This window comes from Pseudarthrobacter polychromogenes (assembly GCF_014644495.1).
Taxonomy (GTDB): domain Bacteria; phylum Actinomycetota; class Actinomycetes; order Actinomycetales; family Micrococcaceae; genus Arthrobacter; species Arthrobacter polychromogenes.
Map to the genome: position 1 here is coordinate 243391 of NZ_BMKU01000005.1, position 26102 is coordinate 269492.

A 26102-nucleotide genomic window follows, 5' to 3' on the forward strand; every position below is an offset into this window, starting at 1 on the left:
CGCCTTCCCTGTCAAGGGCCGCAGCCCAGTCCGTGCTCACCAAGCCACGAGCCAGGGCCTGCGGTGATGCTGCCCGCTGCTGTATCAGCCGGCCGGGGTGAACGGGCGGGACCGGCGGCGGAGAGCCACTGCCGCTCCTGCTGCCGCCAACGCTCCCAGCCCGGCCAGCCATGACGGGGTGCTGGCAGAACCACCGACGGCGGTCTGGGCGTTGTACCCCTGGTTGGTACCGAGGCTGGTGGCCCCCGTAACAGCGGTTGGCTGCTGAACGGCTGCCCTCTGAGCAGGGGCAGCCGGCGCGGCTGCCTGCGGGGCCACACCGGCCCCTGCTGCCGGAGGAACCACCGCGGACTGTTCGGCAGGAGGTGTCAGCGCGGGTGTCTCCCCGGCGGGCGCCTGAACAACCGGAGTTTCCACGACAGGCGTTTCCACAACCGGCGTTTCCACAACAGGCGTCTCCACAACCGGCGTCTCCACCACCGGTTCCTCCTCAGCCGGCTCCTCGTCCGGCACCTCCGGCAGTGTTTCGCCCGGCGGCAACGCAGCGCATTTCTCGACGTAGAGAAGCTTTCCGGCGTCGGTCCAGTTCTTTCCGGGCGACTCGGAGGTGGGCGGAATGATGTCCAACGGATGCTGGTCGTGGCCGTTCAGGCCGTTGATGTTGAATTCCAGCGGCGACCAACTGCCTCCGTCGTTGTGGCAGACGATGACTCTTTCAGGCGCTGCCATGGCCGGTGCCGTCACGCTGAGCAGCCCCAGCCCGACAACCCCCACAGTCACAAAGGTACGTTTCATTGTTTTCTCCCCAGACTCTGATGAACGGACCATGATGAGGAGGCCAGCACTTGCGCCGAATGCCCCAGCAACACGGTCAGCTTGCTTGAGTTTTCAGGCTAGGGGTGGCAGCCGGAGGCAGTCCTGAGTAGGGGGTACTCGTCTTTTCCGGCGGCCCGTCCATGCGGTTACTTGCGGGTACCCGCATCATCAGCGGACTCCCCGCACCGGGTACCTGCCTGCCACAGGTGCGTCTTGTCCGCGCATCCGCCCGGGCCTAACGTTGGAACATACGAAAGGTGCATGAAGTCATGGAAATCTACATGTGGTGGCTGGACCTGGACCTGGCAAGCAAGGAATGGCTGCGGGAAAACCTCCGGGCCGATGAGCTGCCCCTTCCGGTACTCCAGGGGATTGCGGAAGCGGGCGGCCCGCATCCGGACAATCCGGCGGCCGTCCTGACCCCGGCGGACTGGGACTTTATTGAAACCCAGTCAGAGTTCGTGGACTAGCCCTCCGCACGCCCGGCATGGAGACAAAATAACCATTGCGGGCTGCTGTGCGCGGTGGTTGCATGGTGGGCATGGCAACCGCAGAGAGTTTTGTCTTAGCGATCGGGACCAAAAAGGGCCTCTGGCTGGCCACCAGCAAGGACAGGCAACAGTGGTCTTTCACCGGCCCCCATTTCCTGATGAGCGAGATCCCCAGCATTGGCATAGACACCCGGGAAGGCCGGACCAGGATCATGGTGGGCGTCCGCAGCGAGCATTGGGGTCCCACCGTTGCGCACTCCGATGACCTGGGCGCCACCTGGTCCGAGCCCGAGCAGGGCGCCGTGAGATTTCCGGAGGACACGGGTGCCGCGCTGGAACGCATCTGGCAGATCTATCCGGATGCGGAGGCGCGGCCGGGCGTCGTCTGGGCAGGAGCGGAGCCCATCTCCGTCTGGAAATCCACCGACGGCGGTGAACACTTTGAACTGAACCGCGGGCTGTGGGACCACCCCCACCGCAGCGAGTGGGGCGCGGGCTACGGCGGTGCCGCCGCGCACTCCATCGTGGTCCATCCGGCCGGGGACACGGTCCACGTGGCCATGAGCACGGGAGGCGTCTACCGGTCACTCGACGGCGGCACGTCGTGGGAGCCGCGCAACCGCGGCATTTCGGCCTACTTCATGCCCGATCCCAACCCGGAGTTCGGTCAGTGCGTGCACAAGATCGCAGCGGATGCCGCCGTCGACGGCCGCCTCTACGCCCAGAACCACCACGGCGTCTACCGCACGGATGACAACGCGGACAGCTGGGACTCCATCGCGGAGGGACTGCCGGCGGATTTCGGCTTTGTGATGCTCACCCATCCCCGCCGGGAGGGAACGGCGTGGGTCATCCCCCTGAAAGCGGACGGCGAACGCATTCCGCCGGACGGCGAACTGGCCGTCCACCGCACGGACGACGCCGGGTCCACCTGGCAACGGCTCAGCAACGGCCTGCCCACCGGGGAGTACAACAGCGTCCTGCGCGATGCTGCCTGCGTGGACACAGCGGAACCGGCCGGGGTCTATTTCGGGACGCGCGGCGGCTCGGTCTACGCGAGTGCGGACGAAGGCGGGACGTTCCAGGAGGTTGTGTCCCATCTTCCGGATGTGCTCTGTGTCCGGGCAGCCGTGATAGCCGGTGCCTGAGAGCAGCATGCGGGAAATCAGGGTGGTGCTTCCCAGCGTCCTGCAGCCACTGGCCGGCGGGCAGTCCGTCCTGACTGCGCCCGCCGACGGGCCGGTTACGGTGGGAAAACTCCTCGATGCGGTGACCTCGGACTTCGCAGTGCTGGCCCGGCGCCTCCGTGACGAGACCGGTGCGCTGCGGCGCTTCGTGAATGTGTACGTCGGCGGGGACGAGGTGCGGCGGTTGCAGGGCCTGGAAACCGAGGTGGCCCCAGGCCAGGAGGTGCTGGTCATCCAGTCGGTGGCCGGAGGCTGAAAGGCCTTGGTGTCGAAGATTCCGGTGCGGCGGGCAGCCCTTGCTGGCTACACCCGGGCCGCGGATCCCGACAATTTCAGGCGAGCCGCCAGACGCTGCATTCGTCCGTATTGATGGCTTTGCGCAGGCCGGTGAGCCGGTCCAGGATCCAGACCACGCCGATGCCTGGCGCGGTTTCCTGAACACTTCCGCGGCGGATCACAACGTCGTCGTAGGAAGGGCCCACGGAGAGGCGGGCTTCAATCTCGTCGCCGCGGTGGAGCTGGTCCAGGGCACGGACTCGGGTCACATGTGGTGTCGCTTTCTGCTTCATGGCGGGGCCTCCTGACTGGGGCTGGTGCCGGCTCTTGCCTGCATAATCCAGTGTGCCGAGGCAATGTTGCGCCCGCGTTTCCCCGCGGTTAGGCGCGGGTTAGTTCTTCGCGCCGGAGCTGTTTCCCGGGCACTGTTTTTCGTCCACCGCAGCAGAACAGGCGGGGCTAGGCCCGACGGCGGCCGCGGCCTTGAGGGGCTACGGCAGTTCCACGCTGGCGCGGTATGCCGCCAGGAAGGTGGAAATGCGGTGCACAGCCTCCCGGATGTCCAGGACGGACGGAAGGATCACAAACCGGAAGTGGTCCGGCGTGGGCCAGTTGAACGCGGAACCGTGCGAGACGAGGATCTTTTGGTCCTTCAGCAGGTCCAGAACGAACTGCTCGTCACTGCTGATGGGGTAGAGCTCCGGATCGAGGCGGGGGAACAGGTACATGGCCCCCGCTGCGGGAACACACGTCACGCCGGGTATCTCGGTTAGGAGCTGGTAAGCAAGATCGCGCTGTTCACGGAGCCTGCCCCCTGGCCGCACCAGGGCGTCGATGCTCTGGTAGCCGCCAAGGCAGGTCTGGATGGCGTGCTGGGCCGGAACGTTGGGGCATAGCCGCAGGGAGGCCAGCAGCTCCAGTCCTTCCCGGTAGGCGGCGGTGGCGGCAAGTGGTCCGGTGACGGCAACCCAGCCGGCCCGGTAGCCGGGCATGCGGTACGCCTTGGACAATCCGCTGAAGGTCAGGCAGCAGACGTCCTCGGCTACGGCCGCAGTGTGGATATGCTGGGCCTCCTCGTAAAGCACCTTTTCGTAGATCTCGTCGGAGAACAGGACCAGGTGGTGTTTCCGGGCCAAAGCCGCGAACTGCTCCAGGATGTGCCGCGGGTAGACGGCGCCCGTGGGGTTGTTGGGGTTGATGATCACAATCCCCTTGGTGCGGCTGGTGATCTTGGCCTCCACGTCGGCCATGTCCGGCCACCAGTTCTCGCCCTCGTCGCAGAGGTAGTGCACAGGCTTGCCCCCTGTCAGCGTGACCGCGGCAGTCCACAGCGGGTAATCCGGAGCGGGCACCAGGATCTCGTCGCCGTTTTCCATGAACGCCTGCAGGCACATCGAGATGAGCTCGCTGACGCCGTTGCCGATGAAGATGTCCTCCACCCCGATCTGCATCAGGCCGCGCGTCTGGTAGTACTGCGAGATGGCGGTACGCGCGGAGAAGATCCCTTTCGAATCGCTGTACCCCTGGGCGCCCCGCAGGTGGTGGATCATGTCCACCACCACGGACTCCGGCGTTTCCAGGCCGAACGGGGCAGTGTCCCCGAGATTCATCTTGAGGATCCGGTGCCCCTCCGCCTCCATGGCCTTGGCGGCCTGGAGGATGGGTCCGCGGAGTTCGTACCGGACGTTCTGGAGCTTGCTGGAGTGCTGCATGGGGCGCATGGTTGATTTTTTCATACCCGGACGACGACGGCGCGCCGGCTAGGGTGCCAGCCTGTCGCCTTTGCGGTGCAGGCGGTACCAGCGGTAGCCGTAACGTCCCAGCTCAACCTTGAAGCCGCCGTCGGGATCCAGTGGTACGTTGTCGCCGTCGAACAGGTCCAGCAGGATGGCGTCCTTGAAGGCGTTCCGCGGCCCGTCCTCGGTGCCCAGGGTGCCACTGACCTTCACGGGCTCCTCCCCGAAGTTGTGCAGGAGCACCAGTGCGCCGGTGTCCGTGCTGCAAGTGTGCGCGAAGACGGCCGGCTCGGGCTGGTCAATGATGGAGAATTCTCCCCAGCCAAGCTCTGCGGACTCCCGGTAGCGGCGGATCAGGGTCACCATGAAGTTGAACAGCGAGTCCGGATCGCGTTTGGCGGCAGCGGCGTTGACGTGCTCCGGGCCGTACTCTCCCCGGGCCAGTGGTGCCACCAGGTCCGCAACCTTGGCGGTGGAAAAGCCGCCGTTCTTATCGTCGGTCCACTGCATGGGAGTGCGCACCGCCGCGCGGCTCTTTTGCCGGAGGTCCTCGCCCATGCCGATCTCCTCACCGTAGAACAGCACCGGTGTGCCGGGCAGGGCGAACATCAGCGAATAGACCATGCGGAGGCGCTCAGGGTCGCCGCCAAGCATCGGCGGAAGCCTCCTGCGCAGCCCCCGTCCGTAGATCTGCATGTTCTTTTGGGGCCCGAAAGCTGCGAACACCTCTTCACGCTCGCCGTCGCTGAGCTTGTCCAGGGTCAGCTCGTCATGGTTGCGCACGAACATGGCCCACTGGTTGTCCGGGTGCAGCGGCGGCCGGCTCTTCAGGGTCTCAGCCAGGGGCCGGGCATCCCCGCGGGCCAGGGACAGGTAGATGTACTGCATGGACATGAAATCGAACTGCATGTTCAGTTCGTTGCCGTCCGGTCCGCCGAAGAACTCCACCTGTTCCTTGTAGGGCAGGTTGACCTCGCCCAGCAGAACGGCGCTGCCGTTGCGGCGGCTCACGAAACTGCGCAGGGCGGCGAGGAAGCCGTGCGGATCCAGGTTGGCGGCCTCGTCCCTGGGCTGCCCCCGGGTTTCCAGGAAGAAGGGCACAGCGTCCAGCCGGAACCCGTCCAGGCCCAATTCCAGCCACAGGCCCATGGCCTTGGCAATCTCGTTGCGCACGTCGGGATTGGTGACGTTCAGGTCCGGCTGGTGCTTGGCGAACATGTGCAGGTACCACTCGCCGGTGGCGTCATCCTTTTCCCACAGCGAGTCCTCTTCGCCCGGGAACACCACCTCGGAGGACGTGTCCGGGGGAGTGTCGCTCCGCCACACGTAGTAGTCCCGGTACTTGTTGTCCGTTGATTTCCGGGCCTCAACGAACCACGGGTGCTGGTCCGAGGTGTGGTTCACCACGAAGTCGGCGATGACCCGCATGCCCCGGTCCCTGGCCGCCCGCATGAACTCCACCAGGTCCCCCATGGTTCCGAGCCGGGGGTCCACGGTGAAGAAATCCGTCACGTCGTAGCCGTCGTCCCGGTCCGGGGAGGGGTAGAACGGCATGAGCCAGATGCACGTCACGCCCAGCGCGGCCAGGTAGTCCACACGCTGGGTGAGGCCCGCGAAGTCACCGGTGCCGTCGCCGTCGTCGTCAAAGAAAGTCTCAACGTCCAGGCAGTAGATGACCGCGTTCTTCCACCAGAGGTCCGAGGTTTCCGCGAGCCTCATGCCGGTGCCTGCGCCCGTGCCTGGGCCCGCGAGCCGCGCAGCTGTGGAAGGACGTCCGTGGCAAACGCATCGATGAACGGGGCCTGCTCCTGCCCGACGAAGTGCAGGTAGATTTCATCAAAGCCAAGGTCCGCGTAACCGGCCAGCCACTCGGCGTGCTGCTCCAGGCTTGCCGAGACGTTGACCGCCTTCCTGACCTGGGCCTCGCCGATCTGCCCGCTGACGCCGTCGAAATGCCCGGCGGTGGGGAGGTCCCACGGGACCGGCGGGGCGAAGGTGTTGGTCCGCCACTGGTCCAGGGCAATGGCTGCCGCGTCCTGTTCACGGGGGGCCCATGACAGGTGCACCTGCAGCACGGCCTTGCCGCGGCCGCCGTTGTCCCGGTATGCCGCCAGCATGTCCTTGAGCTTGTCAGCGGGCTGGTTGATGGTGACCAGGCCGTCCGCCCAGGCGGCCGAGCGGCGGGCGGTCTCCACACTGATGGCCGGGGCGATCAGCGGCGGCGGGGAGTCCGGAACATCCCAGATTCGGGCCTGTTCCACGGTGACAAGGCCGTGGTGGGTCACCTCTTCGCCCCGGTGCAGCCGGCGGATCACTTCCACACACTCTTCAAGCCGGCGCTGCCGCACCTCTTTGGGCGGCCAGGCGTCGCCGGTGACGTGTTCGTTCATGTTCTCGCCGCTGCCGGGTGCCATCCAGAAGCGGTCCGGAAACATGCTTGCCAGGGTGGCGGAAGCGTGGGCGATGATGGCGGGGTGGTAGCGCTGGCCCGGCGCGGTCACCACGCCGAAGCGGAGGGTGGTAGTGGCCAGCGCCGCGCCGAGCCAGGACCAGGCGAAGCCGGAGTGTCCCTGCCGGGCGGACCAGGGCTCAATATGGTCCGAGCACATGGCGGCATCGAATCCTGCCCGTTCCGCGTGCTGGACGTCTTTGAGCAGTTGGGCGGGACTGATCTGTTCGTGTGAGGCGTGGAAGCCGACGGTAACCATCGTTAACCTCTACCGTCCGGAGGGGTGCCGTGTCGAGGGCTGGCCTGCCCGGCACCACTTGTCCGATGAGTCTTAGGCTTGTAATACTGCGCTTCCCGGAGCTCCCGCGCAGGCGGAGCTGGAAGGCAAGTACGGGCGCGGGGTTGCCGTGGCCGGGAAACCGCTGTCCACGGCGGGTGTGGCGCCGTTGCTGATCCTCATCGTGTGGCTGCTCGCGGGCTGAGCCTGCCGCCTGCTGACTGTGGTCTTACGCCGGAGCACCTTCCCGGGCAAGAATGGGCAGCATGGAACTTCCCGTGATGCCGCCCGTCCCGCCCATGCTCGCCAAGGCCGTCAGCGGCATTCCTGGTGTTGCAGGAGGCGGGGAGCTCAGCTACGAACCAAAGTGGGACGGCTTCCGGTCCATCATCTTCCGCGACGGCGACGACCTGGAGATCGGCAGCCGCAACGAGAAGCCCATGACGCGCTACTTCCCCGAGCTCGTTGAGGCACTGAAGGAAAACCTGCCCCCGCGCTGCGTGGTGGACGGCGAGATCATCCTGGTGGGCTCCTCCGGGGACCGCCTCGATTTCGAGGCCCTGCAGCAGCGCATCCACCCTGCCGCCAGCCGGGTCAAGCTGCTCGCTTCCCAGACGCCGGCCTCCTTCGTGGCGTTCGATCTTCTGGCCCTGGGTGACGACGACTACACCGGGAGCCCCTTCACCGAGCGGCGGGCGGCCCTGGAAAAAGCCCTCGCGGCAAGCAAGGCCCCGGTCCACCTCACCGCCGCCACCACGGACAAGGACACGGCGGAGCAATGGTTCCGGCAGTTCGAGGGCGCCGGGCTGGACGGCGTTGTGGCCAAGCGCCTGGATGGCCGGTACGAGCCGGACAAGCGGGTGATGTTCAAGACCAAGCACGAGCGCACCGCCGACTGCGTGGTGGCCGGATACCGCCTGCACAAGAGCGGGCCGGATGTGATCGGCTCGCTGCTGCTGGGGTTGTACAAGGACGACGGCGGCCTGGCCAGCGTGGGCGTGATCGGCGCCTTCCCCATGAAGCGGCGCAAGGAACTGTATGAGCAGCTCCAGCCGCTGGTGACCACCTTCGATGACCACCCGTGGGCGTGGGCCAAGCAGGAGGAGGGGGAACGGACGCCGCGCAACGCCGAGGGCAGCCGCTGGAGCGCCGGCAAGGACCTGTCCTTCGTGCCGCTCCGCCCCGAGCTGGTGGTGGAGGTGCGGTACGACCACATGGAGGGGGAACGGTTCCGGCACACGGCCCAGTTCAACCGCTGGCGGCCGGACCGGGACCCGGAATCGTGCACATACGCGCAGCTGGAGGAACCGGTCAGCTTCGACCTGTCATCGGTGCTGGAGACCGGCCGGCCGTAGGCTTCGCCGCTCGCTGCCAAGGCAGCCCGTTTTTCAACGGGGAAAGCCCGCCATTTGGGGGAATGGCGGGCTTTCCGGTCTGAAAACCGGGCTGGAACGTGTCCTGTCCGGCGGAAGTGCTACTTCAGGCCGAGCTGCGAGGTGGGGACCTTGTAGGATTCCTTGGCAGTCAGGGCGGAGATGGCCGCGATGCCGCAGATGACGGCGGTGAAGATGCTGATCTGCACCCAGCCGCCGGGCCTGATCCCGCCCATGGCCGCAACGATCGCCGGGGCGAAACCTGCCATCAGGAAGCCCAGTTGGGTGCCGATGGCCAGGCCGGAGAAGCGGACCTTGGTGCTGAACATCTCGGCGTAGAAGGACGGCCAGACGGCGTTGGAGGCTGCGTAGCCGCAGGAGAAGAAGCCGATGGCGGCCAGGAACATCAGCGGCACGCTGCCGGATTCCAGGCTGAGCAGGAAGACAGGCGTCAGGATGGCGCTGGCCACCGCCCCATAGATGAAGACGGGCTTGCGGCCGATCCTGTCCGCCAGCATGCCGAAGAGCGGCTGGGTGCCCAGGGCTACGAAGTTGGCGCCGACGACCAGCCAGAGGGTTGTGGTTCCGTCCACGCCCGCCACGGTCTTGGCGTAGCTGATGGCAAGCGTGCCGAACACCGTGGACACGGCGGCGATGAAGGCGCAGCAGATCACGCGGAGGACGTCGCGCCAGTGGGCCTTGAGCAGATCGGCAACCGGGAGCTTGGAAATCTGGGCGGTTTTCTGCGCTTCCTCGAAGGCCGGCGGCTCGTGCAGCGTGCGCCGGATGAAGAAGGCAACAACAACCACAACGGCGCTCAGCCAGAACGGAATACGCCAGCCGATGCCGTACTTGATCTCGTCCGGGAGGGCAAGGACGGGGATGAAGACCAGGGCCGCGAGGATCTGGCCGCCCTGGGTGCCGGTGAGGGTCCACGAGGTGAAGAAGGACCGGCGGTTGTCCGGGGCATGCTCCAGCGTCATGGACGATGCGCCGGCCTGCTCGCCGGCGGCGGACAGGCCCTGGCAAAGCCGGGCCAGCACCAGCAGGGCAGGAGCCCACCAGCCGACGGTGTTGAAGTCCGGCAGGCAGCCGATGAGGAAGGTGGAGGCACCCATTAGGAGGAGCGTGAACATCAGGACCTTTTGCCGGCCCACCCTGTCGCCGAAGTGGCCCAGGATCACGGCGCCCACGGGGCGGGCCACGTAGGCGAACCCGAACGTGGCGAAGGACATGATGGCCGCGTTTGCATCAGCATCCGGGAAGAAGACCGTGGGAAAGATCAGCGCGGCGGCGGAACCGAAGATGAAGAAGTCGTAATATTCGACGGCGCTGCCCAGGAAGCTGGCGAGGGCTGCCTTCTTCGGCGTCCCGGCCGGGGCGGCAACGCCTGGCTCGGCGGACGGAAGTGTCTGGCTCATGGAGTTCCTTAGGTGTGACGACTTTGTCGCGGATGGATCAGGGGGCTCGCGGCCGGCGCTGCCTTCAGGTGGAGGCGCGGCTCGGCATGTGCGGGATAACCCGGGTAGTAGCCACATGGTGGGAGCTACTTGTGCGATACAGCAATAGTGACTGTGAGTGCGGTCACCTGTCAAGAAAATAATCACTATCTAGAAATAACTCTCACGATGTGGGAACATTAATGCATGAGTGTGAACCATGCCACAGTTGACAAAGACGTAGCTGCTGAGACCCCCGCGGACACCAAGGTGGCCAAGCCGGACCGCACGGACATGGTGGGCAAGGCCCTGGGCCTCCTGGTCCTCCTGGGCGATGAGCCGCGCGGGGCCAGTGCCGCGGAGATTTCACGACGGGCCGAGCTGCCTTTCAGCACTACGTACCGCCTGCTGGGGTCGCTGACCCGCGACGGTTTTGTGGACTACGAGCCGGACGGCCGCCGCTACCACCTGGGCCTGCGGATCTTCCAGCTGGGCCAGCGGGTCTCCAACCATCACGGTTTCGCCGGCACCGCAATGCCGGTCCTCCGCCGGGTCACGGAACAGACGGGCGAGGCCACCATCCTCAGCGTCCGCGACGGGCTTCACCACCTCACGGTCAACAAGGTGGACGGTCCGCAGATGTTCCGGGTGACCAGCGACCCCGGCCACCTGGGCTCGCTGTCCACCACCGCCGTCGGAAAAGTGCTGGTCGCCTTTGCGGAGGATGCCGAGCGCGAGCGGCTGCTGGAGGACCTTCCGCTTGATCAGCTCACCGAAAAGTCCATCGCGGACCGGGACGCCTTCCGCGCGGAAATCGAGAAGGTCCGGCGCCAGGGATATGCCGTGATGGACGAGGAAAACGAGATGGGCATGCGTGCCGTCGCCGTACCCCTCCTCAACACCCAGGGCCACGCCTTCGCCTCCCTGGCAACGGCGGTGCCCGTCTTCCGCATGGGCATGGAGGAACTGGAGGCGTGCGTCCCGCTGCTGCAGGAGGCGGCCGCGGAGCTCGCGGCGCGCCTTCCGCAGCGCTGACCTGATGCATTGTTCGAATGTAGAACAAAAGTGCGCTGAGTGAACAAATAATGTACTGTAACTTTCAACACCGAAGCAGCAGCATCCGCTTGGCGCACTGCTCCTGCCCGGTGCCGTACCAAAGGAGCTGCACGGATGAGTAATCGAACTGAGTCCTACCTGGTGGGACTGGTCGGCGATGGTGTGATGCCGTCACTCACCCCGCCCATGCACGAGCGCGAAGGGGATGTGCAGGGCCTGCGCTATCTCTACCGGCCCATCGACCTCGTGGAGCTCGGCCTTCCCGGCAAGTCCGTGGGAGAGCTGCTGCGCAGTGCCAGGAACCTCGGTTTCAACGGCCTGAACATCACCCACCCCTGCAAGCAGCTGGTCCTGCAGCACCTGGATGAGGTAACCCCGGACGCCTTGCGGCTCGGTGCAGTCAATACCGTGGTGATCGATGATGGCCGGTTCATAGGCCACAACACAGACTTTTCCGGCTTTGCCGCGGCCCTCTCCTCAGGACTTCCCGGCGCCAAGCTGGACCGCGTGGTCCAGCTGGGCGCCGGCGGGGCAGGTTCCGCCGTGGCCTACGCCCTCCTCACCGCCGGTGTCCGCCACCTGGACCTCGTGGACATGGACGCCGCCCGCTCCGCCGCCAGGGCGGCGGAACTGGCCGGCTTCTTCCCGGACAGCACCGTTGTGGCGCGCACGACGGCGGAGCTGCCGCAGCTGATGCCGCTGGCCGACGGCCTGGTGCACTGCACCCCCGTGGGCATGGCCGCCCACCCCGGCGTTCCGCTGGACCTGGAGCTTCTGGAAGGACGCCACTGGGTTGCGGACATCGTGTACCGCCCCATCGACACCGAACTCGTCCGGGGCGCCCGCGCCAAGGGCTGCGAGGTCCTGGACGGCGGCCGGATGGCTGTGGGCCAGGCCGCAGACGCCTTCCGCATCTTCACGGGCCTGGAACCCGATCCGGACCGCATGCGCTCGCACTTCCTGGAGCTCGTGGCCGCAGAAGAGGTGGCTGCCTGATGCGCACCGGAATCGCTACCGTCTGCCTCTCCGGCACCCTGAAGGAGAAGATGCAGGCCTGTGCCATCGCAGGATTCGACGGCATCGAAATCTTTGAACAGGACCTGGTCACCTCGCCGCTGAGCCCGGGGGACGTGCGGGCCATGGCCGCAGACCTTGGCCTGGGGCTGGACCTCTACCAACCGTTCCGCGATTTCGACGGCGTGGCCCCGGACCTGCTGAAGGCGAACCTACGGCGGGCGGAGGCGAAGTTCAACCTGATGTCCCGCCTGGGCATGGACACCATCCTGGTCTGCTCGAACGTCGCCACGGCCACCATTGACGACGACGGCCTGCGTGCCTCCCAGCTGGCGCAGCTGGCCGAACTTGCCGGCGACCACGGCATCAAGGTGGCGTACGAGGCCCTGGCCTGGGGCAAGCACGTGAACGACTACGAGCACGCCTACCGCCTGGTGGAGATGGTGGACCACCCCAACTTCGGCACCTGCCTGGACTCCTTCCACATCCTGTCCCGCAGCTGGGACACCGCGCCGATTGAAAAGCTCAACCCGGAAAAGATCTTCTTCGTCCAGGTTGCGGACGCCCCCCAACTCACCATGGATGTGCTGTCCTGGAGCCGCCACTACCGCGTGTTCCCGGGCGAGGGGCAGTTCGAGCTGGCCAAGTTCATGGGCCACGTGGTCCGGGCGGGCTATTCCGGCCCGGTCTCCCTCGAGGTCTTCAACGACGTCTTCCGCCAGTCCGACGTGGACCGCACAGCCGTGGACGCCATGCGCTCGCTCATTTGGCTGGAGGAACAGAGTGCCGCGTGGCTGGCAGGCAGCGCGGAAGCCGCAGGGGGAGGCAGTGCTGCCTCCCGGCGTCGTTATCCCATGGAACTCGCCACGCTGCCCAAGGTCAGCGAACCGGCGGGCTTCAACTTTGCCGAGGTCAAAGCTGACGATACCGCCCGGCTGGAGAAGCTCCTGGGGCAGCTCGGCTTCGGGTTCGAGGGCCGGCACCGCACCAAGGACGTGCAGCTGTGGACCATGGGCCAGGCGCGCGTGATCATCAACGAGCAGGCGGCATCGCACGCCGAACCGTCAATTGCCGCGTTGGGGTTCGACGTCGATTCACCCGTGATTGCCTCCGCCCGGGCCCAGCAGCTCAAGGCTCCCGTGGTTGCCCGCAAGGTCCAGGCCGACGAGGAAGTCTTCCAGGGCATCTCCGCGCCGGACTCAACGGAAATTTTCCTGTGCCAGGGCAGCCCTGACGGCACGGCAGCCTGGACCCGTGAATTCGGGGAAGGCCTGGAACACCGCGCTCCTTCCGGGGGGCCGGGTGCCGCTGCGGTCATCGACCATGTCAACCTTGCCCAGCCGTGGCAGCACTTCGACGAGGCCGTCCTGTTCTACACCAGCGCCCTGGCCCTGGAACCGCAGCCCTTCGCCGAAGTACCCAGCCCCAGCGGGCTGGTGCGCTCCCAGGTGATGACCACTTCGGACGCCGCCGTCCGGCTGGTGCTGAACCTGGCGCCGGTGCAGCAGGCCCGCAGCGAAGTCCGCAAGACCTACCAGGAGCACATCGCGTTCGCCGTGTGGGACCTCGTGGCCACCGCCCGGGCCGCCCGGGACCGCGGCCTCGAATTCCTGCAGATCCCCGCGAACTACTACGAGGACCTGGACGCCCGGTTCGACCTCGACCCCGGGTTCCTGGCCACACTGCAGGAGCTCAACCTCCTCTATGACCGCGATGCCGACGGCGAATTCCTCCACTTCTACACCGCCACGGTGGGCAGTGTGTTCTTTGAAATGGTGGAACGCCGCGGCGGCTACGACGGGTACGGGGCGCCCAACGCCCCAGTCCGGCACGCGGTCCAGTACGACTCCCTGCACCGGACCTGAGCCGGCCCGCCGAACCACTGTCCCCGCCGAACTGCCCAACGAATCACAACGAAAACCAGAAAGGAGCCAGCCGTGCCGGAAGAAACCAACGCCCAGCTTGATACCGACGAGTCTGTGCCGCCCGCCGAGCCGAAGGCCGCACACATGCCCCTGGACCGCGCCATTGAAACCCAGGCTGACCTCAGCGCAGAGATCAACGCCCTGGGCGAAGCCTATGCACGGGCCCTCAAAGAGGGCTCCCCCGCCGAAACCCAGCCGCGGCTGGACTACCCGCCCTACCGCTCCAGCATCCTGCGGCACCCCACCAAGAGCCTGCACCACGCGGACCCGGAAACCATCGAGCTGTACTCGCCGGCCTTCGGCCACCAGGACGTGCACGCCCTCGAGTCCGATCTCACCATCCAGCACAACGGCGAGCCCCAGGGCGAGCGGATCATCGTGGCAGGCCGGGTCCTGGACGGGAACGGCCGCCCCGTTGCGGGCCAGCTCGTGGAGATCTGGCAGGCCAACTCCTCCGGCCGGTACATCCACAAGCGCGACCAGCACCCGGCGCCGATCGACCCGAACTTCACGGGCATCGGCCGCTGCATCACCGGCCCGGACGGGTCCTACCGGTTCACCACCATCAAGCCCGGGGCGTACCCGTGGAAGAACCACCTGAACGCCTGGCGCCCGGCGCACATCCACTTCTCCCTGTTCGGAACCGAGTTCACCCAGCGGATCATCACCCAGATGTATTTCCCGGGCGACCAGCTGTTCCCGCTGGACCCGATCTACCAGACCATCGTGGACCAGGACGCCCGCGACCGGCTGGTGGCCACTTACGACCACAGCCTCACCGAGCCCGAGTGGGCCCTGGGCTACAACTGGGACATTGTCCTGACGGGCCCCAAGCGGACGTGGACCGAAAACGAGGCGCTTGGCGCAGAAAGTGATGAGGAGTAGGGACATGAGCAACCAGACCAAACTTGTCCCCACCCCGGGGCAGACCGTCGGACCGTTCTACGGCTACGCCCTGCCGTTCGAGAAGGACAACGAACTCCTGGCCCCCGGCTCGCCGGGCTCCATCCGCCTGCAGGGAACCGTCTACGACGGCTCCGGCCAGCCCATCCCGGACGCCATCCTGGAAATCTGGCAGCCCGACGCCGACGGCAACATCGTCCAGAAGACCGGGTCCCTGGTCCGCGACGGCTACACCTTTACCGGATGGGGCCGCGGCGCCGTGGGCAACTCCGGAGTCTTCACCTTCACCACCGTGAACCCGGGCCCCACCAAGCCGGTCCCAGGAAAACCGGCGGCGGCCCCCTTTATCTCCGTGGCCATCTTCGCCCGCGGGCTCACCAACCGGCTCTTCACCCGCATCTACCTGCCCGAGGACACGGAGGCGCTGGCCAATGACCCGCTGCTCAGCTCCCTGGATCCCGAACGCAGCAGGACGCTGATCGCACGCCGTGACGCCGACGGCGGCCTCACCTGGGACGTCCGCCTCCAGGGTGAGGGCGAAACAGTCTTCCTGGACTTCCAGTGACCGGGTCCGCCGGCCTGGGAGATGCGGACGCCTTCGGGGGAGAGGGCGACGCCGGCCTGCTCAGTCCCGTCTCGGCGTCGCCCCTGGTGGGTGCGCTGACGGGTGACCGGGCTGTGCTGGCGGCGATCCTCGCCGTCGAGTCCGGCTGGGCCGCCGTGCTGGAGAAGGTGGGCCTGGCGCCCGCCGGTTCCGCCGCCGTCGTCTCCGCCGCGGCCGAGCCCGGCAAGTACAGCGTGGCAGGCATCGCCCGCCGCGCCCAGGGCGGCGGTAACCCGGTGATCCCGCTGCTGGCGGACCTTCGGAAAAACGTCCAGGCGCTGGACGGCATCGGCATCGGCGCCGGAAAGGCAGTGCACACGTCCCTGACCAGCCAGGACGTTCTGGACACCGCCCTGATGCTGCTGGCACGCAACACCGTGGAGGCGCTGCTCGGCGACCTGAAACGCACGACGGCGGCACTCGCCAGTTTGGCGGAAGAACATGCGGACACGCTGTGCGTGGGCAGGAGCCTCACCCAGCACTCGCTCCCCTTCACATTTGGCCTGCGGTCTGCGCAATGGTTCCACGGCGTTGCCGCCGCGGGACGCGAGCTGGAGGGCCTGGCCTATCCGGTCCAGTTCGGCGGCGCGGCAGGTACGCTTGCTGCGGGAACCGTGCTTACCTCCGGCTCACCGGCCACCCCCTTCAGCCTGGCCGACGCCCTGGCATCCCAGCTGGGCCTCGCCGCCGCTCCGGCTCCCTGGCACACCAACCGGCTGGTGGTCACGTCCCTGGGCAACGCCCTGGCGGCAGTGCTGGACGCGTTCGGCAAGATCGCCGCGGATGTCCTGTTCCTGAGCAGGCCCGAGGTCGGCGAGCTGGCCGAGCCGCGCGCCGCCGGCCGCGGCGTCTCCTCTGCCATGCCGCAGAAACAGAACCCGGTGCTGTCCGTCCTGGTCCGCAGCGCGGCGCTGCAGGCACCCCAGCTCGTGGCCCAGCTGCACCTGGCGGCCGCCAACTTCAACGATGAGCGCCCGGACGCTGCGTGGCACACCGAGTGGCCCGCCCTCCGGCAGCTCCTGGCCCTGGCGCTGGGGGCGGCCGGGCACGCCCGCGAGCTCACCGAGGGCCTGCAGGCCTTCCCCGACGCGATGCGCCGCAACCTGGACCTCGCCGGCCCGCTGCTCCTGGCCGAGGGAGTGGGCGCGGCGGTGTCGCCCCTGCTGGAGGAGAAGTATGGCCTCACCGGGAAGGAGCAGCTGCAGGCCATCGTGGACCAGACTCTGCGGGCACCTTCCGGGGAGCAGGCGGCCACCTACCGCAAGCTGCTCCGCGACGCCGTGCCCGCCGGGGTGCTCACCGACCTCCGGCTCGAGGAACTCCTCAACCCCGCCAGCTACCTGGGCGAGGCGGCAAACATTTCCCGCCGTATCCTGGCCGCCTTCCCGGAATACGCGGCGCCCACTGCACTTCCCGATACCGATCCGAACGGAGACCCCCGTGGCTAAGCCTGCCCTGAAAGCCGCCCTGCTCTCGCCCCAGCGCCCCCTGGGTGACCACCCGCTGCTGGTGGTGGGACCCTCCCTGGGCACCTCCACCATCCTGTGGAACCGCACCGCCTCGGTGCTCGGCAACGATGTGGACGTCGTTGCCTGGGACCTGCCCGGCCATGGGGTCTCACCCGCAGCCACCGGGACCTTCGATGTTGCCGCCCTGGCTGATGCCGTGGTGGACCTCGTGGACTCCATCGCACCCGGAGAGGCCTTCCACTACGCGGGCGTCTCCCTGGGCGGTGCCACCGGCCTGCAGCTGGGCATTAAGCACGGGGAACGCCTCAAGAGCCTGTCCGTCCAGTGCAGCGGCGCCAAGCTGGGTACGCCCGAAGGGTGGCTGGAACGGGCTGAAACAGTCCGCAGCCAGGGCACCCCGGTGATGATCCAGGGCTCGGCGGAACGCTGGTTCGCCCCCGGTTTCATGGAACGCGAGCCCGAACTCAGCAGCCGGCTCCTGCATGCCCTGCGCGACGCCGACCGGTTCAGCTATGCCTTCTGCTGCGAAGCACTGGCCGCGTTCGACGTCCGGGAGGACCTGGGCAGCATCCGGGTACCAACCCAGGTCATCGCCGGGGCGCTGGACGGGGTGGCCCCGCCGTCGCTCGCTGAAGAAGTGGCGGCCGGCATCACGGCCGGAGGAGGGACGGCCACCGCTGTCACCCTGGAGGGCGTGGCCCACCTTGCCCCGGCCGAAGCCCCCGCCCACGTGGCCGAGCTGATGCGCAGCCTCATCACCTGGACCGAATCGCAGGGAGCAGCCAAGTGAACGGCACTGACGGGAAGAACCCCGAACGCAACGGCGCCGTCCAGCCCGGTGCCACCAGCCAGGACATTTACGACGGCGGCATGAAGGTGCGGCGCGAAGTGCTGGGCGACGCGCACGTGGACCGGGCCAACGCCGCCAAGGACGAATTCACGGACGACTTCCAGGACATGATCACGCGGATCGCGTGGGGCGGGATCTGGACCCGGCCCGGCCTGACGCGGCAAATGCGCTCCGCCGTCACCATCACCGCCATGGTGGCGCACGGGCACTGGGAAGAGCTGGCCATGCACATCCGGGCAGCCCTCACCAACGGACTCAGCAGGGACGAGATCAAGGAAATCCTGCTGCAGACCGCCATCTACTGCGGAGTGCCCTCCGCGAATACGGCTTTCAAGACCGCCCAGCAGGTGTTTAAGGACATAGACGCGGACACCACCGCCCCACCCACCAACGAAACCCCCACCCCGCCCAACTAGGTAGCGCCAAGTGTCGTTATGAGCCTCCAAAACGACACTTACCGCTACCTAGTTGGGCCGTACAGACAAAGATGTAGAGGAACAGTGATGAACCAGGCTTTTGTGTACGACGCCGTGCGCACCCCGTTCGGCAAATTCGGATCCGGCCTCGCCGCCGTCCGCCCGGATGACCTCGCCGCGCACGTGATCAGCGAAACCGTGAAGCGGGCTCCTGCCCTGGATCCGGAGCGGATCGACGAGGTGGTCTTCGGCAACGCCAACGGCGCCGGCGAGGAGAACCGGAACATCGCCCGGATGGGCACGCTACTGGCCGGCCTGCCGGTCTCGATCCCGGGCACCACGGTCAACCGGCTCTGCGGGTCCTCGCTGGACGCGGCGATCATCGCCTCCCGGCAGATCAACGCCGGCGACGCAGAGCTGATGCTGGTGGGCGGGGCGGAATCGATGTCCCGGGCCCCGTGGGTGCTGCCCAAGACCGAGAAGCCCTACCCGGCCGGCGACATGACCCTGGCCTCGACCACGCTGGGATGGCGCCTGGTGAACAAGGCCATGCCCAGGGAATGGACCATTTCCCTGGGCGAGGCCACCGAGCGGCTCCGCGAGAAGTACGGCGTGAGCCGCGAGCAGCAGGACGAATTCGCGGCGAACTCCCACAACCTCTCCGCCGCGGCGTGGGACGAGGGGTTCTACGACAACCTCGTCTCCCCGGTGCCGGGCACGGACCTGGTCCGGGACGAGGGCATCCGTGCCGGGTCCTCAGCGGAGAAGCTCGCCGGCTTGAAGACGGTGTTCCGCACCGAGGACGGCACGGTCACCGCCGGGAACGCGTCCCCGCTGTCCGACGGCGCCTCCGCGGCATGGGTGGGCTCCGAGGCTGCCGCCGGGCTGCTGGGGTTGGACCCGCTGGCCCGCATCGCCGGGCGCGGCGCGCACGCCAACGACCCCCAGTACTTCGGGTACGCCCCGGTGGAGGCGGCGAACAAAGCACTCGCGAAGGCGGGCATCGGCTGGGACCAGGTGGGCGCCGTCGAACTTAACGAAGCGTTCGCCGCGCAGTCCCTGGCGTGCATCAACGCCTGGGGCATCGACCCCTCCATCGTGAACCGGCACGGAGGGGCGATCGCCATGGGCCACCCATTGGGTGCCTCCGGCACCCGCATCCTCGGCACCCTGGCCCGGTCCCTGCAGGCGTCCGGGGAACGCTGGGGCGTCGCGGCGATCTGCATCGGCGTTGGCCAGGGCCTGGCCGTGGTCCTCGAAAACGTCACCTCCTCCGCAGGCACCAGTACAGGAAAGGCATAGGCAATGCTGAACTTCGTAGAGTCGGTCCAGGAGGCCGTCTCCGGAATCAAGGACGGTTCCACCGTGATGATCGGAGGGTTCGGCAACGCCGGGCAGCCGTTCGAACTGATCGACGCGCTGCTGGACTGCGGCGCCAAGGACCTGACGGTGGTGAACAACAACGCCGGCCAGGGCGACCAGGGCCTGGCCCTGCTCATCAAGGAAGGCCGGGTCCGGAAAATGATCTGCTCCTTCCCGCGCCAGTCCGACTCCTGGCATTTCGACGCCAAGTACAAGGCCGGGCAGATCGAGCTGGAACTGGTGCCGCAGGGCAACCTGGCCGAGCGGATCCGGGCCGCCGGCGCGGGAATCGGCGGGTTCTTCACGCCCACCGGGTACGGCACCATGCTCGCCGAGGGCAAGGAAACCCGGATCATTGACGGCCGCGGCCAGGTGTTTGAGACCCCCATCCATGCCGACGTCGCCCTCATCAAGGCACTCAAGGCCGACGGCAAGGGCAACCTGGTGTACCGCAAGACTGCCCGGAACTTCGGCCCGATCATGGCCGCGGCCGCGAAGCACACCATCGTCCAGGTGTCCGAGATCGTTCCCACCGGGGCGCTGGACCCGGAAAACGTGGTCACTCCCGGGATTTACGTCAATACTGTGGTCCGGGTTCCCGCTGCTGCCGGCAATACCGCCGGCAGCACCACTGGCACTGAAGAGAAGGTGGCCTGAGATGGGCGTCATGGAATCGAGCATCAAAACCTCCGAGGCCCCGCTGAGCCGGGACGACCTCGCCCGCCTGGTGGCCAGGGACATCGCCCCGGGCTCGTTCGTGAACCTCGGCATCGGCCAGCCCACGCTCGTGTCCAACTACCTCACCGAGGACCAGGACATCACGCTCCACACGGAGAACGGGATGCTGGGCATGGGCCCGGAAGCCAAGGGTGATGAGATCGACGAGGACCTCATCAACGCCGGCAAGATCCCCGTCACCGAACTCCCGGGGGCGTCCTACTTCCACCACGCCGACTCCTTCGCGATGATGCGCGGCGGGCACCTGGACATCTGCGTGCTGGGGGCGTTCCAGGTATCGGTGACCGGCGACCTCGCCAACTGGCACACCGGCGCTCCCGGCGCCATTCCCGCCGTCGGAGGTGCCATGGACCTGGCTACCGGCGCCAAGGACGTGTTCGTGATGATGACCCTGCTCACCCGCGAAGGCGCCTCCAAGATCGTGGAGTCCTGCACCTACCCGCTCACCGGCGTCGGCTGCGTCACCCGCGTGTACACGGACAAAGCCGTCTTCCTCACCGGGCCCGGCGGCATCACCGTCCGTGAGACCTTCGGCTGCACCTTGGAGGAACTCCAGGAACTGGTGCCTGTTCCGCTCAAGGCGGCCGCCGCGGCCTGAGCCGGCCCTAGGATTGGTAACCATGACCGACGCAGCATCAGCGGGTGCCCCGCAGGCCAGTGACCAGTACGTCCAGTCCCTGGCCCGCGGGCTCGCCGTCATCCGTGCATTCGATACGGACCACCCGGTGATGACCCTGACGGAGGTGGCAGCCCGCACGGGGCTGACGCGCGCCACTGCCCGGCGGTTCCTGCACACGCTGGTGGAACTGGGCTACGTTCGAACGGACGGTAAAACCTTCGCGCTGACGGCCAAGGTGCTCCAGCTGGGTTACGCGTACCTGTCCGGGCTGTCGCTGCCGCAGATGGCGCAGCCACACCTTGAGGAACTGTCCCTGAAGCTGGGGGAGTCCACCTCTGCGGCGGTGCTCGACGGGGCTGACATCGCCTACATCGCGCGGGTAACCACCCGCCGGATCATGAACGTGGGCATTACCGTGGGCACCCGCTTCCCTGCGTACGCCACGTCCATGGGCCGCGTTCTGCTCGCCGGGCTGCCTCCGGCGGACCTGAAGGCCTACCTGGCCACGGCCGAGATCAAACCGCTGACCCCGCGCGCCCTGGGCACTGCCAAGGACCTTCTGCCAGTCCTTGAGACGGTCCGGGCGCAGGGCTGGTGCCTGCTGGACCAGGAGCTGGAGCTGGGCCTGATGTCCGTGGCGGCCCCGGTTTACGACCGCTCCAGGGTAGTTGCCGCTGTCAACGTGTCCCTGCAGGCCCAGTCCGTCGCTGCCAAGCCGGACCCGGACGCCTTCCTGGCTTCGGTGGCGCAGGAGATCATTGCGACGGCGAAACTCATCTCCGCCGATCTCAGCGCGCGGGGTTAGCCGGTCCAGGGGGCCGCATACTGGTGGTGCCTAGGTCCCCTGCCGGAGCATGGACAGGAAATGCTGCCTCATGCGCGAGCGGTCCGGTTCCACGCCCGTGATGAGGCGGAAGGCGTCCACCGCCTGGCCCACGGCCATGTGGCCGCCGTCCAGCACACGGCACCCTTTGGCAGCGGCGGCTTTGACCAGTTCGGTTTCGATCGGGCGGTAGACGATATCGGCCACCCAGTGCCGGGACTGGAGCAGGTCCCCGTCTAGGGGCATGCCCGGATGGGCGTGCATCCCCACAGGGGTGGCATGCACCAGGCCGTCAGCCTTGGACATCAGATCCCCTAGCTCGCCGATCGGCCGCCATTCGATGGTCCTGTCCGGGAAGAACCGTGCGAGGGCCTCGGCCCGCTCCCGGGACCGGGCGGGATCCAGGTCCACGACGCACAGGTGCTCCGCCCCTGCTGCAAGGAGCGCGTACGCCGTAGCTGCGCCGGCGCCGCCGGCGCCCAGCTGCACCACACGTCCAAGGGACGCGCCTGGAAGGCCTTCCTCGAGGGCGGAGCCAAATCCGGAGTAATCGGTGTTGTGGCCGATGAACTTGCCATCACGGATAAGGACGGTGTTGACGGCCCCCAGCCGGGCCGCATCGTCCGAAAGATCATCAAGGTAGCCAAGGACAACCTGTTTGGCGGGAACGGTGATGTTGAAGGCATTGAAGCCGAGGTCGCGTCCGGCCGAGAGCAGGGACCCCACGTCTTCAGCCGGACGTGCCAGGACGGTCAGGTCCACGGTCCGGTAGATGTACCGCAGTCCGTGATGGTCGGCTTCCCTCTCGTGAAGGGCAGGGGTCAGGGAGTGCGTGGTTCCTTCGCCGATCAACCCCACCAGGTACGACTCCGCCGGAGTACTCATTCTGTCCACCTTCCGGCCCCGCCAGTGCGAAGCGTCCATGGGTCGGATTGCCTGGTCACAATTTCGGCCGCGGCCTTGTTCCGGGCCTCGATGTGAACTAGATTACAACTACTGTACGTTTTATGCACACATGTTCGTAATGCGTACAAAGTCCCAGATGAGGCGCACTGTTGGAGATGACAGCCGGCAGCCTTGTCGGAGTACGGGTATCAAAGGAGAAAACCGTAGTGAAAACCCTTCTAAAATCACTCGCAGTGGGCACGGCGGGGTTGCTTGCGCTGACTGGTTGCGCCTCGGGCAGCAACAGCAGTTCCGAAGCCGACTTCCCCGCACAGGACATCCGGCTGACCGTTCCCTGGGCCGCAGGCGGCTCGGGGGACCTGACAGCCCGTACCATTGCACCGCTGCTGGAAAAAGAGCTGGGCGTCGAGGTTATCGTCGAAAACAAGCCGGGGGCCAACGGCTCGGTGGCCTACAACTGGCTGAAGGACCAAAAGCCGGACGGCTACAACCTGTCGATGATGGGCGTAGAGGTAGCCACCCTGCAGTTCCAGGATTACGACATCGACCCGTCCAACTACGCGCCGATTGGCCAGGGCCTGGCCGGACCCGGTGCCATCGCTGTCCCGGTGGACAGCCCCTACCAGTCGCTCAAGGACCTCGTCGCGGACGCCAAGGCCAACCCCGGAAAGGTCACCTACTCCAGCCCGGGCGTTGGCTCGGTCTGGGATTCCCCCGCCCAGGGCCTCCAGGAACTCGCCGGAATCGAGCTCACGTCCGTCCCGTTTGACGGCTCCGCCCCGGCAGTTGCTGCTGCGGCTGCCGGTGACGTCGATTTCTCGATCGATGCGATCGGCACGCAGAAGAACCAGGTGGACGCAGGCAAGCTCCGCTACCTGGCCATGCTGACCGAGGAACGGGATCCAAAGAACCCGGACGTCCCCACCGCCAAGGAAGAAGGAATCGACCTGCAGAACGCTTCATGGGTGGGGATCATGGCTCCGGCCGGTACGCCCGAGGAAGTTGTCAGCAAGCTCTCCGACGCCATGGGCAAGGCTGTTGAGGACCCGGAGTACAAGAAGGTCATCGAAGGCTCCAACCTTGTGCCGACCTTCAAGGACGCGGAGGAGATGACGGCGTTCCTTGACGAGGAAGCCGACCGCTACGGACCGTGGATCAAGCTCGCGCAGGGCAAGTAGCGCAGGCACACACTTCGAGGCAGACGGGCCGGCCAGCCTTCCGCTGGCCGGCCCCTACTGAGGAACCCCAATGAACGATCACACAGCAACAGGGCCGCCGGCAGGCCTCAACCCAACAGACCCTGGGCAGGACCACGCCGAAGCCCATATCCACCCGGCGTCAGAGGTGCTGGTCACGGACCGTGCGCACCGGCTCAGGGAACTGGTTCCGGCCGCCGTCACCATCGGCCTCGGCGTCCTGGTCCTGGTGCTCGCACAGGGCATCCGCTCAGGGGTCCGGGTGGAACTCGGGCCTCCCTTCTGGCCCACCATGCTCGCATGGAGCCTTATCGTGTTCGGCGTCCTGCAGGTGGTGGTCAACGTGCTGCGCGGGGTCAGCCGGGCCAACCTCCCTGATCCGCTCAGCGGGTGGGGCATCGGCCGGATGCTGCTGACCGCCGTGATCCTGGTGGGCTACCTCATGCTGTGGAACGTCCTCCAGTTCTGGTTGATTACGTTCGCAACGTCAGTCGCGCTGACGGCCCTGTACGGCGGCCGGGGCTGGAGGCCGCTGCTCGTGTTCCCGGCCATCGTTACGGCCCTCCTCCATTTCCTTTTTGTCGTCGCATTGCGGGTGAACCTATGATCCAGATCGCTGCCTCGCCCGTCACGGACGGCATCATGACCGTCCTCCAGGTGGATACCCTCCTCTACATAGGCCTGGGCATCCTGGTGGGCATGCTCGTGGGTGCCTTCCCGGGTGTGACTGCCACCATGGCCGTGGCCCTCGCCAGCGGGTTCACGCTGACGCTGGAACCCATCCAGGGCCTCGCCGTCCTGCTGACCATCTACGTGGCCGCCCAGTTCGGTGACCGGGTGCCGGCCATCCTCATCAACACCCCGGGCACACCTGCCTCCATTTCCACAACCTTTGACGGCTACCCGCTTGCCCTGAAAGGACAAGCGGGCCTGGCCCTGACAACGTCCGCTTTCGGCTCAGCCTTCGGCATGCTTTTTGGCATCCTTATCCTGGCGGTTGCCGCGGTGCCCCTTTCGGAATTCGCACGCCAGTTCGGGCCGCCGGAAATGTTCGCGCTGGTGGTCTTCGGCCTGACCATGATGGTGGGTGTCTCCTCGGGACGAATCCTCAAGGGCCTTGCCGCCGGAGCCTTCGGTCTCCTGCTGGCCACCGTGGGCCGTGACCCCATCACCGGTGACGCCCGCTTCACCCTCAACGTCCTGGAACTGAACGGCGGCGTGCCGTTCATTCCGGTCATCATCGGGTTCTTTGGCGTGGCGGAAGTCCTCAACCAGATTCTCACCAGGCGCAGGCACCTGCACCACGTCAAGCCCGTCACCCAGCTGGGCCAGTGGATGCCCGGGCGGAAACTGATGCAGAGGCTGTTCAAGCCGATGGGAATCGGCGCGGTGACCGGATCCGTCGTCGGCCTTGTCCCGGCGGTGGGCGGCGACATCGCCGGCATCATCGCGTGGGACAACGCCAGGAAAGTCTCCAAGCACCCGGAGGAGTTCGGCAAGGGCTCCCTTGAGGGCCTGACTGCCGGCGATACCTCCAGCACGGCAACCCTGGGCGGCAGCGTGACCACCACCATGGCGCTCGGCGTCCCCGGCGATTCCGTCATGGCCGTCATGATCGGATCCATGATGATCTGGGGCATCCAGCCGGGGCCCAGCCTCTTCAGCAGCCGGCCGGACCTCGTCTCCTCGCTGGTCACGATCATGCTGATCGCCACCATCCTGACCCTCGGGCTGAGCCTCCTGCGCATGCGCGGCATGGTCAAGCTGCTGGAACTGCCCAGCCACTACCTGTGGGTCATCATCCTGATCTTCTGCATGGTGGGGACGTATTCCATCAACAACAGCGTCTTCGATGTGTTCATGATGATGATTTTCGGAGCCGTGGGGCTGTTTATGCTGCGTTTCGGTTTCCCTGCAGGCCCCGCTGTTCTGGGCCTTATCCTTGGCCCCCTGGCCGAGGCAAACCTGCGCCGCGCGCTCATCACCGACGGGTGGGCATCCGTCTTCACCAGTCCCATTGCGCTGGTGCTCCTTGCCATCTCTGTTGCGGCCCTGGTTGTCCCTCCCCTCCGCGCGCAGCTGAAGCGGCGCAAGGCCGTGGGTGCTGGAGCGGACCCGGCGAAGGTTTCGAGCTAGACACGCTTACGGACGCCGGGACCCACCCAGGTGGGCCCGGT

26 protein-coding genes are annotated in these 26102 nt (G+C 66.7%); 19 read left to right on the forward strand and 7 right to left on the reverse strand.

Annotation, left to right across the window (positions count from 1 at the left end; genetic code table 11):
* Window positions 1-84: 84 nt before the first annotated feature.
* On the reverse strand, window positions 85-795 hold the full coding sequence (locus IEX43_RS10395; protein ID WP_188810748.1) for a hypothetical protein: 711 nt from the start codon (window positions 793-795) through the stop codon (window positions 85-87).
* A gap of 290 nt (window positions 796-1085) precedes the next feature.
* Between IEX43_RS10395 and IEX43_RS10400 the strand changes: the two genes are divergently transcribed.
* From IEX43_RS10400 to IEX43_RS10410, 3 genes are all read left to right on the forward strand, one after another.
* The gene (locus IEX43_RS10400) at window positions 1086-1286 is read left to right on the forward strand and encodes a hypothetical protein (RefSeq protein ID WP_104187071.1); all 201 of its coding nucleotides are present in this window, start codon (window positions 1086-1088) and stop codon (window positions 1284-1286) included.
* A 62-nt stretch (window positions 1287-1348) separates the two neighbouring features.
* Window positions 1349-2455, forward strand: coding sequence for a WD40/YVTN/BNR-like repeat-containing protein (locus IEX43_RS10405; RefSeq protein ID WP_188810750.1), 1107 nt, complete (start codon window positions 1349-1351; stop codon window positions 2453-2455).
* A 7-nt stretch (window positions 2456-2462) separates the two neighbouring features.
* The gene (locus IEX43_RS10410) at window positions 2463-2750 is read left to right on the forward strand and encodes a MoaD/ThiS family protein (RefSeq protein ID WP_188810752.1); all 288 of its coding nucleotides are present in this window, start codon (window positions 2463-2465) and stop codon (window positions 2748-2750) included.
* Window positions 2751-2826: 76 nt separating this feature from the next.
* Here IEX43_RS10410 and IEX43_RS10415 read toward each other — a convergent pair whose 3' ends face one another.
* The 4 genes from IEX43_RS10415 to IEX43_RS10430 form a co-directional block, all read right to left on the reverse strand.
* Window positions 2827-3063 (reverse strand): hypothetical protein, encoded by a 237-nt coding sequence (locus IEX43_RS10415; protein WP_066272548.1) that lies wholly within the window; start codon window positions 3061-3063, stop codon window positions 2827-2829.
* A gap of 198 nt (window positions 3064-3261) precedes the next feature.
* Window positions 3262-4491: a pyridoxal phosphate-dependent aminotransferase gene (locus IEX43_RS10420; RefSeq protein ID WP_066272546.1), complete on the reverse strand. Its 1230-nt coding sequence runs from the start codon at window positions 4489-4491 to the stop codon at window positions 3262-3264.
* A gap of 39 nt (window positions 4492-4530) precedes the next feature.
* Window positions 4531-6225 (reverse strand): alpha-amylase family protein, encoded by a 1695-nt coding sequence (locus tag IEX43_RS10425; RefSeq protein WP_188810754.1) that lies wholly within the window; start codon window positions 6223-6225, stop codon window positions 4531-4533.
* Window positions 6222-7214, reverse strand: coding sequence for a TIGR03885 family FMN-dependent LLM class oxidoreductase (locus IEX43_RS10430; protein ID WP_188810756.1), 993 nt, complete (start codon window positions 7212-7214; stop codon window positions 6222-6224). Before IEX43_RS10430 ends, IEX43_RS10425 begins: the two co-directional genes overlap by 4 nt.
* A 284-nt stretch (window positions 7215-7498) precedes the next feature.
* On the opposite strand from IEX43_RS10430, the gene IEX43_RS10435 reads away from it, so the two are divergent.
* The gene (locus IEX43_RS10435) at window positions 7499-8587 is read left to right on the forward strand and encodes an ATP-dependent DNA ligase (RefSeq protein WP_188810758.1); all 1089 of its coding nucleotides are present in this window, start codon (window positions 7499-7501) and stop codon (window positions 8585-8587) included.
* Window positions 8588-8706: 119 nt separating this feature from the next.
* On the opposite strand, the gene IEX43_RS10440 is transcribed toward IEX43_RS10435, so the two are convergent.
* Window positions 8707-10026, reverse strand: a complete 1320-nt coding sequence (locus tag IEX43_RS10440; RefSeq protein ID WP_188810760.1) for an MFS transporter — start codon at window positions 10024-10026, stop codon at window positions 8707-8709.
* Between the two features lie 225 nt (window positions 10027-10251).
* Here IEX43_RS10440 and IEX43_RS10445 point away from each other — a divergent pair, with 225 nt between their 5' ends.
* The 12 genes from IEX43_RS10445 (at window position 10252) to IEX43_RS10500 (ending at window position 21805) form a co-directional block, all read left to right on the forward strand.
* Complete coding sequence (locus tag IEX43_RS10445) at window positions 10252-11079, forward strand: IclR family transcriptional regulator (protein WP_229666402.1); 828 nt, start codon at window positions 10252-10254, stop codon at window positions 11077-11079.
* Window positions 11080-11214: 135 nt separating this feature from the next.
* Window positions 11215-12096 carry a shikimate dehydrogenase gene (locus tag IEX43_RS10450; protein WP_188810762.1) on the forward strand — a complete coding sequence of 294 codons (882 nt, stop codon included), beginning with the start codon at window positions 11215-11217 and terminating at the stop codon, window positions 12094-12096.
* Entirely contained in the window at window positions 12096-13979 is a 1884-nt protein-coding gene (locus tag IEX43_RS10455) for a bifunctional sugar phosphate isomerase/epimerase/4-hydroxyphenylpyruvate dioxygenase family protein (RefSeq protein WP_188810764.1), read from the forward strand. Before IEX43_RS10450 ends, IEX43_RS10455 begins: the two co-directional genes overlap by 1 nt.
* Window positions 13980-14051: 72 nt before the next feature.
* Window positions 14052-14924, forward strand: coding sequence for a protocatechuate 3,4-dioxygenase subunit beta (pcaH, locus tag IEX43_RS10460; RefSeq protein ID WP_188810766.1), 873 nt, complete (start codon window positions 14052-14054; stop codon window positions 14922-14924).
* Between the two features lie 4 nt (window positions 14925-14928).
* Complete coding sequence (pcaG, locus tag IEX43_RS10465; RefSeq protein ID WP_188810768.1) at window positions 14929-15507, forward strand: protocatechuate 3,4-dioxygenase subunit alpha; 579 nt, start codon at window positions 14929-14931, stop codon at window positions 15505-15507.
* A complete protein-coding gene (locus IEX43_RS10470; protein WP_188810770.1) occupies window positions 15504-16994 on the forward strand; it encodes a lyase family protein in 1491 nt (496 codons plus the stop codon). The genes pcaG and IEX43_RS10470 overlap by 4 nt, the downstream gene beginning before the upstream one ends.
* Window positions 16987-17805, forward strand: coding sequence for an alpha/beta fold hydrolase (locus IEX43_RS10475; protein ID WP_188810772.1), 819 nt, complete (start codon window positions 16987-16989; stop codon window positions 17803-17805). Before IEX43_RS10470 ends, IEX43_RS10475 begins: the two co-directional genes overlap by 8 nt.
* Window positions 17802-18281, forward strand: coding sequence for a 4-carboxymuconolactone decarboxylase (pcaC, locus tag IEX43_RS10480; RefSeq protein ID WP_188810774.1), 480 nt, complete (start codon window positions 17802-17804; stop codon window positions 18279-18281). Before IEX43_RS10475 ends, pcaC begins: the two co-directional genes overlap by 4 nt.
* An 87-nt stretch (window positions 18282-18368) precedes the next feature.
* The gene (locus tag IEX43_RS10485; RefSeq protein WP_188810776.1) at window positions 18369-19583 is read left to right on the forward strand and encodes a thiolase family protein; all 1215 of its coding nucleotides are present in this window, start codon (window positions 18369-18371) and stop codon (window positions 19581-19583) included.
* 3 nt (window positions 19584-19586) lie between these two features.
* Window positions 19587-20300 carry a 3-oxoacid CoA-transferase subunit A gene (locus IEX43_RS10490; protein ID WP_188810778.1) on the forward strand — a complete coding sequence of 238 codons (714 nt, stop codon included), beginning with the start codon at window positions 19587-19589 and terminating at the stop codon, window positions 20298-20300.
* A 1-nt stretch (window position 20301) separates the two neighbouring features.
* The gene (locus IEX43_RS10495; protein WP_188810780.1) at window positions 20302-20979 is read left to right on the forward strand and encodes a 3-oxoacid CoA-transferase subunit B; all 678 of its coding nucleotides are present in this window, start codon (window positions 20302-20304) and stop codon (window positions 20977-20979) included.
* A gap of 22 nt (window positions 20980-21001) precedes the next feature.
* Window positions 21002-21805 (forward strand): IclR family transcriptional regulator domain-containing protein, encoded by an 804-nt coding sequence (locus IEX43_RS10500; RefSeq protein WP_188728323.1) that lies wholly within the window; start codon window positions 21002-21004, stop codon window positions 21803-21805.
* A gap of 30 nt (window positions 21806-21835) precedes the next feature.
* Here the strand turns inward: IEX43_RS10500 and IEX43_RS10505 are convergent, their stop codons facing one another.
* Entirely contained in the window at window positions 21836-22708 is an 873-nt protein-coding gene (locus IEX43_RS10505) for a shikimate dehydrogenase (protein ID WP_188810782.1), read from the reverse strand.
* Between the two features lie 227 nt (window positions 22709-22935).
* Here IEX43_RS10505 and IEX43_RS10510 point away from each other — a divergent pair, with 227 nt between their 5' ends.
* The 3 genes from IEX43_RS10510 (at window position 22936) to IEX43_RS10520 (ending at window position 26061) form a co-directional block, all read left to right on the forward strand.
* Window positions 22936-23907, forward strand: a complete 972-nt coding sequence (locus tag IEX43_RS10510) for a Bug family tripartite tricarboxylate transporter substrate binding protein (protein ID WP_188810784.1) — start codon at window positions 22936-22938, stop codon at window positions 23905-23907.
* Window positions 23908-23977: 70 nt separating this feature from the next.
* A complete protein-coding gene (locus tag IEX43_RS10515; protein WP_188810786.1) occupies window positions 23978-24532 on the forward strand; it encodes a tripartite tricarboxylate transporter TctB family protein in 555 nt (184 codons plus the stop codon).
* Window positions 24529-26061, forward strand: a complete 1533-nt coding sequence (locus IEX43_RS10520; protein WP_229666403.1) for a tripartite tricarboxylate transporter permease — start codon at window positions 24529-24531, stop codon at window positions 26059-26061. The genes IEX43_RS10515 and IEX43_RS10520 overlap by 4 nt, the downstream gene beginning before the upstream one ends.
* The last annotated feature ends 41 nt before the right edge of the window (window positions 26062-26102 follow it).

Excerpts from the sequence above, each read along its gene's own strand:
- IEX43_RS10395 (WP_188810748.1), bottom strand. The coding sequence starts at position 795 with ATGAAACGTACCTTTGTGACTGTGGGGGTTGTCGGGCTGGGGCTGCTC.
- IEX43_RS10400 (WP_104187071.1), top strand. The coding sequence starts at position 1,086 with ATGGAAATCTACATGTGGTGGCTGGACCTGGACCTGGCAAGCAAGGAA.
- IEX43_RS10405 (WP_188810750.1), top strand. The coding sequence starts at position 1,349 with ATGGTGGGCATGGCAACCGCAGAGAGTTTTGTCTTAGCGATCGGGACC.
- IEX43_RS10410 (WP_188810752.1), top strand. The coding sequence starts at position 2,463 with ATGCGGGAAATCAGGGTGGTGCTTCCCAGCGTCCTGCAGCCACTGGCC.
- IEX43_RS10415 (WP_066272548.1), bottom strand. The coding sequence starts at position 3,063 with ATGAAGCAGAAAGCGACACCACATGTGACCCGAGTCCGTGCCCTGGAC.
- IEX43_RS10420 (WP_066272546.1), bottom strand. The coding sequence starts at position 4,491 with ATGCGCCCCATGCAGCACTCCAGCAAGCTCCAGAACGTCCGGTACGAA.
- IEX43_RS10425 (WP_188810754.1), bottom strand. The coding sequence starts at position 6,225 with ATGAGGCTCGCGGAAACCTCGGACCTCTGGTGGAAGAACGCGGTCATC.
- IEX43_RS10430 (WP_188810756.1), bottom strand. The coding sequence starts at position 7,214 with ATGGTTACCGTCGGCTTCCACGCCTCACACGAACAGATCAGTCCCGCC.
- IEX43_RS10435 (WP_188810758.1), top strand. The coding sequence starts at position 7,499 with ATGGAACTTCCCGTGATGCCGCCCGTCCCGCCCATGCTCGCCAAGGCC.
- IEX43_RS10440 (WP_188810760.1), bottom strand. The coding sequence starts at position 10,026 with ATGAGCCAGACACTTCCGTCCGCCGAGCCAGGCGTTGCCGCCCCGGCC.
- IEX43_RS10445 (WP_229666402.1), top strand. The coding sequence starts at position 10,252 with ATGAGTGTGAACCATGCCACAGTTGACAAAGACGTAGCTGCTGAGACC.
- IEX43_RS10450 (WP_188810762.1), top strand. The coding sequence starts at position 11,215 with ATGAGTAATCGAACTGAGTCCTACCTGGTGGGACTGGTCGGCGATGGT.
- IEX43_RS10455 (WP_188810764.1), top strand. The coding sequence starts at position 12,096 with ATGCGCACCGGAATCGCTACCGTCTGCCTCTCCGGCACCCTGAAGGAG.
- pcaG (WP_188810768.1), top strand. The coding sequence starts at position 14,929 with ATGAGCAACCAGACCAAACTTGTCCCCACCCCGGGGCAGACCGTCGGA.
- IEX43_RS10485 (WP_188810776.1), top strand. The coding sequence starts at position 18,369 with ATGAACCAGGCTTTTGTGTACGACGCCGTGCGCACCCCGTTCGGCAAA.
- IEX43_RS10490 (WP_188810778.1), top strand. The coding sequence starts at position 19,587 with ATGCTGAACTTCGTAGAGTCGGTCCAGGAGGCCGTCTCCGGAATCAAG.
- IEX43_RS10495 (WP_188810780.1), top strand. The coding sequence starts at position 20,302 with ATGGGCGTCATGGAATCGAGCATCAAAACCTCCGAGGCCCCGCTGAGC.
- IEX43_RS10500 (WP_188728323.1), top strand. The coding sequence starts at position 21,002 with ATGACCGACGCAGCATCAGCGGGTGCCCCGCAGGCCAGTGACCAGTAC.
- IEX43_RS10505 (WP_188810782.1), bottom strand. The coding sequence starts at position 22,708 with ATGAGTACTCCGGCGGAGTCGTACCTGGTGGGGTTGATCGGCGAAGGA.
- IEX43_RS10515 (WP_188810786.1), top strand. The coding sequence starts at position 23,978 with ATGAACGATCACACAGCAACAGGGCCGCCGGCAGGCCTCAACCCAACA.
- IEX43_RS10520 (WP_229666403.1), top strand. The coding sequence starts at position 24,529 with ATGATCCAGATCGCTGCCTCGCCCGTCACGGACGGCATCATGACCGTC.